This is a genomic window from Sphaerobacter sp., assembly GCF_019683595.1.
Taxonomy (GTDB): Bacteria; Chloroflexota; Chloroflexia; order Thermomicrobiales; family Thermomicrobiaceae; genus Sphaerobacter.
Genome location: NZ_JADGHZ010000003.1, coordinates 45,814 through 56,849 on the forward strand (window position 1 = coordinate 45,814; position 11,036 = coordinate 56,849).

Genomic DNA, 11,036 nt, shown 5'->3' on the forward strand with positions numbered 1-11,036 from the left:
ATGCTCGCCCGAGGACCGTAGCCCCTTCCCCCGCTGCGCTATGATGGGGGTAGGCTCGTCGGTGGAGCGGGAAGGACGGCTGGGATGCGGATCGTCTCACTCTTGCCAAGCACCACGGAGATCTGCTTCGCGCTCGGCCTGGGCGACCAGCTCGTCGCCGTCACCCACGAGTGCGACTACCCCCCGGCGGCACAGAAGCGGCCGCGGATCACCCGCAATGTTCTGCCGTCCGACGTCGACGACGGGGCCGAGATCGACCGGCTGATTCGTGAGCGGGTGCTGCAAGGGGAGTCGATCTACGAGCTGGACGTGGAGCTGCTGGAGCGGCTGGCTCCGGACCTGATCCTGACCCAGGCGCTCTGCGCTGTCTGTGCCGTCTCCTACGAGGACGTGCAGGCCATCGCTCAGCGGCTACCCAACCCGCCCCGCGTCGTCTCGGTCGAGCCGCGCACGGTCGAGGAGGTGCTGGAGTCGATCCTCACCGTCGGCAGCCTCACGGAGCGCACGGTGACGGCCAAAGCGGTCGTCGCGGCGTTGCGGAGCCGAATCGCGTACATCGGAGGACGGGTTGATCCGGGCCAGGCGCCGCGCCGGGTCGTGTGCCTGGAGTGGCTCGATCCGCCGATGGTCGGCGGCCACTGGGTGCCGGAGATGGTGGCGCTGGCCGGCGGGCAGGACGTGCTCGGTCGGGCCGGGCAACCGTCGTTCGCGGTGACCTGGGAGCAGATCCGCGACGCCGGGCCGGAGGTGCTGGTGCTGATGCCCTGCGGCTACGACCTGAAGGGGACGATCGCCGAGGCGGAGCGCGCGGCGCGCACGGCCGGCGTGCTACCGCCCTTCCTCGACGACATCCCGGCCGTGCGCGACGGGCAGGTCTACGCGGTGGACGGCTCCGGCTACTTTAACCGGCCGGGCCCGCGGATCGTCGGCGGGATTGAGATCCTGACGGGCATCCTCCACCCGGAGCGGTTCGCTCGGGGTGGGCCGCCGGGCACCGTGCAGCAGATCCGGCTCGGGGTTGCGGAGCCGGTCCGGTGACCGAGCAGGTCGACCTGACGCCCGCGGCAGTGGTTCGACGGCGTGGCTCACCCGTCATCTGGGCGGCTAGCCTGGTGGGCCTCCTCACCTTCACCTATCCCTTCTTCCTTCCGGCGTTGGGTCGCCCGGAGCGCCTGACCGGGCGTGGCACCGAGGTGGCGCTCCTCTTCGCCATGCTGTCCGTCGTCTGCCTGGGAACCATCCTGCTGGAGGTCCAGGCGGGTGCCACCGCGCGCGGCGCAGCGACGTCGAAGATGGTGGCCTTCCTCGGCGTCCTGGTGGCCGTAAACGCCGCCCTGCGCCTGATTCCGAGCCTGCTCGGCGCCTCGCCGATCTTCCTGCTCATCATCCTGGTGGGGTTTGCCTACGGCGCCGACTTCGGCTTCCTGATGGGCGCACTCACCCTGCTCGTCTCGGCCTTCATCACCGGCGGGCTGGGCCCGTGGCTCCCCTTCCAGATGCTGGCTGCGGGCTGGGTCGGGATGAGCGCCGGTTGGTTGCCACGCCGAGGGGGACGGCGCGATGTGGTGGTGCTGGCCGTGTTTGGCGCCGTCTGGGGGTTCCTCTTCGGTGCGGTGATGAACCTCTACTTCTGGCCCTTTGCCGCGCCCGGGCTGGAGCAGCCGGCCGGGTTGTACTGGGTGCCGGGGATGAGCGCTGCCGAAACGCTGCGGACCTACGCTCGCTTCTACCTCGTGACCTCGCTCGTCCACGACCTCTTCCGCGCCGCGGCGAACGTGGTGCTGGTGCTGCTGCTGGCCCGTCCGGTCCTGGCACTGCTCGACCGCTTCCACGAGCGCTTCACCTGGCAGCCGTGGGAGGAGCTGCCGGTGGAGGGGTGAGAGGGCGTGATACGTCATACGTCATGCGTCCCCCTCACCCCCGGCCCCTCTCGAACGGAGCCCACCAGGGGAGAGGGGAGACACACGTAACACGGAACACGAGTGACGCATTACGCATCACATATGACGTATCGCGCACTTGTGCTGGCATAGAATGTGCGGTAATCGCGCGGGCGCAAACGAGCTCAGGGGGGAGTCTGTCCGGCTTTTGGCCGGACTACGGATGCGCCCGTTCACCGAGGGGAGAGGATCGTGCTGGAGCGTCCGGTGGCGGGAAACGAGCAGCCGGCTCCTGACGTGCGTGACGAGCCACTACGTTTCCTCGCCGAGGCCGGAATCGCCCTGGCGCGGACGCTCGATTACCGGGAAACCCTCGCCGCTGTGGCCCGGCTCGCCGTCCCAGCCCTCGGTGACTGCTGCTCCGTCTACCTGCTCGACGACGATGGCTTTCTGCAACGCGTCGCCATCGCGCACGCCGATCCGGAGAAGCAGGCGCTCGCCGTCCGCATGAGGGAGCGCTTTGCCAGCCGCCCGGATGCCCCCCACGGCCCGGCGTACGTCCTCCGCACCCTGCGCACCGCCTTCTACCCCACGATCACGGAAGCGATGCACCGTGCCGTCATCCGGGACCCCGAGCACCTGGACATCGTCCTCAAGTTGGGGATCCGCTCCAGCATCGTTGTCCCGCTCATCGCCCGCGACCGGACACTCGGGGTGATCTCCTTTATTCTGACCGAGCCGGGCCGTGAGTACGGCCCGTCGGACATCGCACTGGCGGAGGAACTCGCCCAGCGCGTCGCCATTGCCGTCGACAACGCCCTGCTTCACCGGGCACTGGCTGTTGCGGTCGAACAGCAGGCCGCATCTCTCGCCCTGTTCGACACCCTCTTTTCCAGCGCGCCGGTGGGCCTGGCGCTTCTCGACCGCGACCTCCGCTACGTTCGGGTGAACGACGCCATCGCCGCCATGAACGGTCTCCCTCCGGAGGCGCACCTGGGCAAGACCGTCCGCGACCTCTTCCCGCATCTGGCGCCCGAGATCGAGCCCCACGTGCGGCGGGTGCTGGAGACGGGGGAGCTGCTGGCCAACACGGAGCTCACGGGCGCGCTGCCCGCCGGGGCGGAGGCTCCCCGTACCTGGCTCATCAGCTACTTTCCCGTCCCCGGCGCGGACGGCCAGGTGAGCGGCGTGGGCATCGCCGCCGCCGAGATCACCGAAACCAAGCGCGCCGAGCAGGAGCGGGAGCGGCTGCTGGCCCAGTTGGAGGCCGAGCGGGCGCACCTGGAGACGGTGCTGCAGCAGATGCCGGCCGGCGTCATCATCGCCGAAGTCCCCTCCGGCCGGCTCATCCTTGCCAATGCGGAGGCGGAGCGCATCTGGCGCCTGCCGTTCCGGCCCGCCGGCAGCGTGCAGGAGTGGGAAACCATCGGCTACCGGGCGCTCTATCCGGACGGTACCCGCTATCGGCCGGAGGAGTGGCCGCTCGCACGCGCCATCACCGACGGAACGACCGTCTCTGGAGAGGAACTCGACATCATTCGCGGCGACGGATCGCGAGGCAGCATCCGCGTCGACGCGGCGCCCATCCGGGACCGGGATGGGCGGATCGTGGCCGGCGTCGTCTCGTTCATCGATATTACTGAGCGGCGCCTCGCCGAAGAGCGCGAGCGGTATCTCGCCGACGTTCGGGATGTCCTCACATCCTCGCTCGATGTCGACACGACACTGCAGCGCATTGCCGAGCTTACCGTGCCGAAGCTGGCCGACTGGTGCGCCATCCTCCTCGTCGATGACGATTGTCGCGTCGAGCGGCAGGTGATCGCCCACCAGGATCCGGAAAAGGTTCGTTGGGCACTGGAGATCGAGCGGCGCCACCCGTTTGATCCCGATGCCCCGCACGGGATAGCCCGCGTGATCCAGACCGGCCAGCCGGAGTTCTACCCGGAGATCACGGATACGCTGCTGGAAGCGGTTAGCCGGAACCCGGAGCACCTCCGTGCTCTGCAGGAGGCGGGTTTCTGCTCGATGATCGTGGCGCCGCTCCTGGCGCGTGGGCGCAGCATTGGCGCTCTCACCCTGGCCATGGCCGAGTCGGGCCGGCGCTACACGGCCGACGACGTGTCCTTGGCTCGGGAGGTCGCTCGCCGCATCGGCCTCGCCGTCGATCATGTCCGGCTCTACGCCGCCGAGCAACAGGCACGGCGGGCGGCGGAGCAGACGGCCACGCGCATCTCCCAGCTCCAGACGCTAACCGCGGCGCTCGGCGCCGCGCTGACACCGCGCGAGATCGCCGCGGTCACTATCAGCCAGGAGTTCGCCACCCTCGGTATCCGCCGCGGGATCATCGTCCAGGTGACCGACGATGACGACGTGCTGGAGGTTCTGGCTGCGGTCGGCTGCCCCGAGGAGTGGGGCGAGTACGGGCGCCGCTTCCCGCGTGAGGTTCTGGCCCCCCTGGCCGACGTCACCCGAACGGGCACGCCGATCTTCCTCGAATCGCGCGAGGCGATCGCGGAGCGCTACCCGGCGTGCAGCACCGATCCGCACTGCTCCGATGACGCGGCCCTCGCCGTGATGCCGCTCACCGTCGACGGCCGCGTCATCGGGGCAATGGGGCTCGCCTTTAGCACACCGCAGGACTTCGATGAGGAAGATCGTGCGTTCCTGCTGGCGCTGGCTCGCCAGAGCGCCCACGCGCTCGACCGCGCCCGCCTCTACCAGGCCGAGCAGGACGCACGAGCGGCTGAGGAGGCCGCCCGCCGACGCCAGACCTTCCTGGCGCAGGCCAGTTCGGTCCTCAACTCGTCACTCGACTACCAGCAGACCATGCGCACGATCGCCGAGATGGCCGTACCCGACTTTGCGGACTGGTGCATCGTCCGCATCTTGGATGACCGAGCCAGTCTCCGGCACGTGGCGATCGCGCATACCGATCCCGAGCGCCGGGATCGCCTCCACGAGGCCTACACGCGTCGCCCGCCACACCACGTCCATCCCCATCCGATCGCGGAGGCGCTGGGACGCGAAAAGGCCGTGCTGCGCCCCACGGTCGATGAGACGGACTGGATGACGATGGCCAGCGACGAGGAGCACCTGGAGGTGATCCGGCTCGTCGCGCCGCGCTCGATCATCGTCGCGCCGCTGATCGCACGCGGGCACCGCATCGGGTTGATCTCCTTTATCTGCTCGGACTCCCGGCGCCACTATGGTCCGGACGACCTCGCCCTGGCGGAAGACCTGGCTCAGCGCGCGGCCATCGCCGTCGACAACGCACTCCTCTTCCGCGCCACCCAGGCAGCGGAGGAGAAGAGCCGCCGGCAGGCCGCCCGCATGACCGCGCTGGCCGCGGCTTCCCGCGCCTTCGCTGAGGCGAGCCTCGACCTGCACGCCGTCCTGGAGACCGCGGCCGAGCGGGTCGCCGAACTCGTGAGCGACGGCTGCCTAATCCGGCTCATTCCGGGGAACGACGAGTCGGAGCCAAGCCTGCGGCCGGGGGCGATCTACCACCCGGACCCCGAGGCGCGGGCGCTGGCGCGCGCCCTGTTCACCTCCAGCGACCGCTCGGCGCTGGAAGACCTGCACTGGGAGGCACTCCAGCGCGGGCAGCCCGTCGTCCTCGAAGTGACGGACCGGGCGTCGCTCCGCCGCACGATCCGACCGGAATATCTCCCCTACGTCGATCGCTTCCCGCTCCGCCGGTTGCTGGCAGTGCCCCTCTCCGTGCGCGGCAACACCATCGGATCGCTGGCCGTGTGGCGCGACCTGACGGATCAGCCGTTCACCTCGGACGACTCGACCCTCATCCAGGATCTGGCCGACCGGGCTGCGCTGGCCATCGAGAACGCGCAACTCTACCGGGAGGCCCAGAGCGCGGTGCGCGTGCGCGAGGCATTCCTGTCCACCGCCTCGCACGAGCTGAAGACGCCGCTGACCACGGTGAAGGGCTACGGCCAACTGCTCCTCCGCTTCCTCAAGCAGCCCACGCTGGACCGGGAGCACCTCATCAAACTGGCGACTCACCTGCGTGACCAGACCGACCGCTTCGAAATGCTCGTCAACGACCTGCTCGATGTCTCCCGCATCCAGCAGGGCCGGCTGGCGCTGCGCCCGCAGTCCACCGAACTGACGGAGCTGGCCCGATCGGTGCTGGCTCGCTTCGAGCAGTCGCCCGATCGGACGCCTGCCCACCGCCTGGTCTTCGACGCTCCGGAGCCGATCCACGGTGTCTGGGACCCGGTGCGGCTCGATCAGGTGTTGACCAACCTCATCTCGAACGCGCTCAAGTACTCACCGGATGGCGGCGAGGTGCGGCTCAGCGTGCGCCGGCGCGGTGACGAGGTGGAACTGGCTGTGAGCGACGAGGGGATCGGCATTCCCGCCGGTGAACAGGCGCAACTGTTCCAGCCCTTCAGCCGCACGATGCGGGCGCGGCTCGAAATGGGCGGGACCGGCCTCGGCCTCTTCATCTCCCGGCAGATCGTGGAGCAGCACGGCGGCACCATCACGCTGGAGAGCACCGAGGGCGTCGGATCGACCTTTACCGTTCGGCTCCCCTTGACCCCGCCGGATATCCAGCCTCGCCGCGAGCGCGACGCCTAGCTTCACCTGGCCCGGCGCGCGCTCGCTCGATGACCCGCGCAGGGGCTGCCGTCCGTGACGATACAGCGCGCCGATCGTCGGCGCGCTGCTGTTCGAGTTCCCGGTGGGAGTCAACGTGATGTGTGACCCACCGTGCGCCAGCGCGGTCAGCGGCCTTGCCGGGGACGGCGAGTACACCGTCGCCGGCGGGTGGCTCGACCGCCAGTGCACGGCGGACCCGTCCCTAGATCGGCGGCTCGATGGTGATGTCTTCGTTGTAGCCGGAGTATTCCACCGTCATCGGCCCGTCCGGCGTCTCAAAGACCAACCGCCGCGGCAGGTTGTCGTCTGCGCCGACCCACATGCGCCCGGTAATTGTTCCTGCCTCCTCGTCCGGAATGGTCACATCCCAGACGGTACAGGCGACGCCGTCGATCGTCTCGGTGCCGCTCTGGACCACGGTGACATCCGGTGCACTGACTTCGTCGACCGGATCGTCCGGCGACAGCGCCCCGTAGGTGCTGAGATCCTGCGGCCCAGGGAGCTGCATCCAGGTGCCGCCCAGGTTCATGTAGGACACATCCCCGATGATGATCATCTCGAACGTGCCCTCGGCCGTCTCCATGGTCACGCGCATCCGATCGGGGCGGACCATCTCCAATATCATCTGGTGCGTCTCCCCGGGGGCAGCGGCGCTTGGCATGGTCATCTTCATCCGCAGCGTCTTAACCTGCTCCCAGGCCGCGAAGGTCGGCGCGAGCACGTCGGTGGCCGCCGTCCCGGCCGACGGCGCCTCGGTCGGGCTCTCCGTTGCCTCTGCCTCGGGGGTGCTTTCCGGCGTCGGCGTCTCGGCGGCGGTCGTGGGCGCCGCGGTCGGGCTCGACGCGGTCACGGTCGCCGGCGCGTCGGACGCCGTCGGTGCAGGGGTTTCCGAATCAGCGGCCGATCCGCCGCAGGCCCCAAGCACGAGACTCCAGGCGAGAAGCCCGACGCTGAGCGCGCGCAGGGGTCTATGTCGTCCGGAACGCAGCATACGTCAATCCCTCTCTCCAACACGAATCCCCACTCAACACACCCGATCCGTACGGGCTCGAACAAAGACTATGTTCACGGAAAGTACAAGACGGTGGCCAATGCTGTCAAACCGTTTTGCCCTATCACTCCAGTCGTACGATGGGTGCCACCCCGGCGCTGGCACGTCGCTCGCGACGAATGCCGGGGGCGAACGCACCGTGCAGGACGGGAGAGCAGGACCATGGCAGCGATCGACCTGGCACGGGAGTACATCTCGTGCGTGAACGGGCGGGACGGCAGCGGGGCCGCGGCGCTCTTCGCCCAGGACGGCGAAATCATCCTCCCGGCCGGGCGCGTCTATCGCGGCTGGGATGCCATCGCCGCCCTCATCGAGTCCGCGCCACCGGCCACAACCGCCCAGATCGCCGAGCGCACGATGGGAACCCACCGGGTGGTCCTGCATGGTGTCGTGCAAACACCCCGGTTCGCCCCCGCGCAGATCGAGTGGATCTTCGATGTGGATGGCGACCGTATCCGCCGCCTGACGATCAACCACCTGCGTGCCTGAAGGCTCGCAGGCGTGCACCTCGCGTTTCTCCGCTTGACATGAGCGCCATGCTGACGGTCCTCGCGCTGTGGTGCGTACCCGGGGCGGGTGGTGTGAGGATCCCAACGCCGTGGTGTGGGCCTGGGAGTTATGGAATTTGACGGCTAGTATGGGTGTCCGCCGGTCAGCGCGTGCCCGGGGAGGGTGGTACGAGGATCTCGCACCGCGACGTGTGCCCGAGGCGAAAGCCGCCGGGCTCACAACCAAAGCCGGCTAAAGCCGGCTGGGACGGGGTATGGCTCACGGCTCGGTGAGACGGTGTTCGCCGCTCGGCATGTGCCCGGCGGCTTTCGCCCCGGGCACGCGCCGAGCGCGTACATCCATGTAATTTGTCAAATGCCATTGGCCCGGGCACGCACCACACAGTGAACCAAGGGGGCTGCCGGCGCGTCTCGGATGAGGCGCAATATTCCCGGTTCGGCTCAGCACTCACAGGCGACGAACTCGAGCCAGCCGGGCACCTCTTCGGGGGCCATCATCTGGTGCGTTGCGTCGGCGACTGAGGCGTCGTAGATCGTGCCGTATCGGTCGGTGACGAAGATCGCGGCGAGCGGGGCGCCATCCTCTACCAGGCCGAAACGCGCATGCACCGTCAGGTCGGCGTCGGCCACGACCGGGAAGGGGAGGTCCAGATCGTGACGCAGCGCCTCTGCCGCGGCTGGTTCGGCGGCTACGACCGCGATCACCTGACCGTCCTCCGCCCGCGCGGCGGCGTATTGCTGGGCCAGCCCGCGCAGTAGCTCGCGGCACGCGGCGCAGTCCGCCTCGTGGGTGAAGACCAAGGCAAGGTTACGCCGCATGAAGTAGTCGCGTGTCCGGATCGTCTCGCCGTCCGATCCGGTTGCGGTGAAGTAGTCGATCTGGTCCCCGCGACTGGGGATCGCGCGCCGCTTGGTGTCGCTGATCGTCATGGGGGCTCCTTCCTATTGCGTACTGCGTAGTGCGTAGTAGGTCGTGCGTATGGCGTCGCACATGTCCCGCCGAGCGCCAGCCGTGTCCTGTCCATCGCCCACTACGGAACACGGAACACGCAATACGCATCACGTCTCACGCCCCAGGGTCAGCACCCGGAAGCGGCCCATCCCGCCCGGGTCGATCAGGTGCATGACGGCGGCCCGGGCGGCGAGGTACTCCTCAGCCGTGATCCCCGGTCGTCGCTGCATGGCGACCAGGATCTCGCCGATGCCGGCGTTGGCCAGGAAGTCGGCCTGGGTGGTCAGGTCGAGCACGGTCAACCCGTGGTCCCGCGCCGCGTCCATGAGGGCCGTGAAATCCACGTGCGCGGTGAGATCCTGCTCCCCGACGGCGCGGTACGGGTCGTCATGGACGGTGTGCCGCGTGTAAGCCTTGAGCGTGCCGTCGCGTCGCTCCGGCCCGTACAACTCGGCGGCCGGGTAGCCATAGTCGATGACCAGCGCGTAGCCGCGTTCCAACGCGGCGGCCACCTCGGCGATCCAGCCAGCCGGGCCGAGCGCGACCTCCGCGCGCTGTCCCTCAGCCAGCGTTACGCCCTCGCGCTCGAGCCGCTCTGCTATCTCGGGCGTTGAAAGCGGCCCTGGCTCGTCGGCGAACCAGCCGTCGCGCCAGACGACGTAGATCTCTCGCAGCTCTCCGTCGCGCATCTCCACCCGGTGCACCGGGAAGGCGTCGACGAACTCGTTCGCCAGCACGCAGCCCGTGATCCGCCCGCCCGGCTCCGGCTGGCACAGGTGGTCGGCGAATCCGGCCTCGCCGAGGCGCTCGGCCAGCTCCGCCTCCCGCGCCGGGTTGATCTCGACCGGCTCGTAGCGGAGGGCGGCGAGGAGGTCGTCGCCGTCGGTGCGGAGACCGTCGAGGATCGCGAGCGCGAGCGTCCCCGCGCCGGCGCCGTACTCCCGCAGCGTGAACGGCTCGGGGCGATCGAGCTGGCGCCACATCGCGGCGAGGCGGCGGGCGATGGTGTGGCCGAAGATCGCGTGCGCCTCAGGCGCGGTGATGAAGTCGCCCGCCCTCCCGGCTCGCACCGCGTCGGTCCGGTAGTAGCCGTACTCGGGATGGTACAGGGCGAGCTCCATGAACGCGGCGAAGGTGATACGCCCCGCGTCGGCGATCCGGTCGCGGATGATCGCGACCAGCGCCTCGTTGCTCTCGTCCCAGTACCCGCGCCCGCCTGCGCCCTGCTCGCTCATGCTGAGATTCTACTCTGCAACCCGGGTGCCGCCCGCCTCAGGTTGTCGCGGCCGGCGGGCGGCCCGTAGAATCGGGGACATGGAGACGCAGGATGCCCGCCCGATCACCGAGCGGCGCCGTCGCCGCATGGTCGACGTCCTGGCGCGCCGCCAGCCGGATCTGACGGTCGTCATCGAGAACGTCCACGATCCCCACAACATCAGCGCCGTCCTCCGCTCCTGCGACGCCGTGGGGCTGCTGACGGTGCATCTCGTGTACACCATCGAGGAGTGGCCGGAGCTGAGCCGCGTGTCGTCGGCGAGCGCGGTGAAGTGGCTCGACATCGTGCGGCACGAGAGCATCGAGGCATGCTACCAGGCGCTGCGCGCCCAGGGGTTCACCATCTACGCCACGCACCTGTCGGCCGCCAGCCGTGATCTCTACGACCTGGACCTCACGGGGCCGGTCGCACTGGTGTTCGGCAACGAGCACCGGGGCGTGTCGGACGAGGCCGTCGCAAACGCCGACGGCTCGGTCGTCATCCCGATGATGGGCATGGTCCAGAGCCTGAACATCTCCGTTGCCTGCGCAGTGTCGCTCTACGAGGCACTGCGCCAGCGGCGCGCGGTCGGCGCCTACGACCGGCCGAAGCTCTCTGCCGAGGAGCGTCAGGAGCGGCTCGTGCGCTGGCTCCAGCGCGAGCGCCGGATGCTGGAGTAACTGGCCGCGGGGTCCATCATGCCGAGGCGCCAGCCCTGCGTCGCCATAGCCGGCTTGAGCCGGCTTTCGTTGTCAGCCCGGCGGCTTTA

General features: G+C 69.1%; 8 protein-coding genes. 5 read left to right on the top strand and 3 right to left on the bottom strand.

Features of this window, described 5'->3' with window-relative positions:
• Positions 1 to 84: 84 nt before the first annotated feature.
• The 3 genes from IRZ30_RS00775 to IRZ30_RS00785 all read left to right on the top strand — a co-directional run bounded on the left by IRZ30_RS00775 (position 85) and on the right by IRZ30_RS00785 (position 6,479).
• Positions 85 to 1,038, top strand: a complete 954-nt coding sequence (locus IRZ30_RS00775) for a cobalamin-binding protein (RefSeq protein WP_294081898.1) — start codon at positions 85 to 87, stop codon at positions 1,036 to 1,038.
• Positions 1,035 to 1,880 (top strand): ECF transporter S component, encoded by an 846-nt coding sequence (locus IRZ30_RS00780; RefSeq protein ID WP_294081899.1) that lies wholly within the window; start codon positions 1,035 to 1,037, stop codon positions 1,878 to 1,880. Before IRZ30_RS00775 ends, IRZ30_RS00780 begins: the two co-directional genes overlap by 4 nt.
• A gap of 252 nt (positions 1,881 to 2,132) precedes the next feature.
• Positions 2,133 to 6,479, top strand: a complete 4,347-nt coding sequence (locus IRZ30_RS00785) for a GAF domain-containing protein (RefSeq protein WP_294081900.1) — start codon at positions 2,133 to 2,135, stop codon at positions 6,477 to 6,479.
• Between the two features lie 223 nt (positions 6,480 to 6,702).
• Here IRZ30_RS00785 and IRZ30_RS00790 read toward each other — a convergent pair whose 3' ends face one another.
• On the bottom strand, positions 6,703 to 7,491 hold the full coding sequence (locus IRZ30_RS00790) for a hypothetical protein (protein WP_294081901.1): 789 nt from the start codon (positions 7,489 to 7,491) through the stop codon (positions 6,703 to 6,705).
• A 222-nt stretch (positions 7,492 to 7,713) separates the two neighbouring features.
• Between IRZ30_RS00790 and IRZ30_RS00795 the strand changes: the two genes are divergently transcribed.
• Positions 7,714 to 8,040: a nuclear transport factor 2 family protein gene (locus IRZ30_RS00795; RefSeq protein WP_294081902.1), complete on the top strand. Its 327-nt coding sequence runs from the start codon at positions 7,714 to 7,716 to the stop codon at positions 8,038 to 8,040.
• Between the two features lie 461 nt (positions 8,041 to 8,501).
• Here IRZ30_RS00795 and IRZ30_RS00800 read toward each other — a convergent pair whose 3' ends face one another.
• Positions 8,502 to 8,990: a redoxin domain-containing protein gene (locus IRZ30_RS00800; protein ID WP_294081903.1), complete on the bottom strand. Its 489-nt coding sequence runs from the start codon at positions 8,988 to 8,990 to the stop codon at positions 8,502 to 8,504.
• Between the two features lie 129 nt (positions 8,991 to 9,119).
• A complete protein-coding gene (locus tag IRZ30_RS00805) occupies positions 9,120 to 10,247 on the bottom strand; it encodes an SAM-dependent methyltransferase (RefSeq protein ID WP_294081904.1) in 1,128 nt (375 codons plus the stop codon).
• Between the two features lie 79 nt (positions 10,248 to 10,326).
• Here IRZ30_RS00805 and IRZ30_RS00810 point away from each other — a divergent pair, with 79 nt between their 5' ends.
• Complete coding sequence (locus IRZ30_RS00810; RefSeq protein ID WP_294081905.1) at positions 10,327 to 10,947, top strand: RNA methyltransferase; 621 nt, start codon at positions 10,327 to 10,329, stop codon at positions 10,945 to 10,947.
• The last annotated feature ends 89 nt before the right edge of the window (positions 10,948 to 11,036 follow it).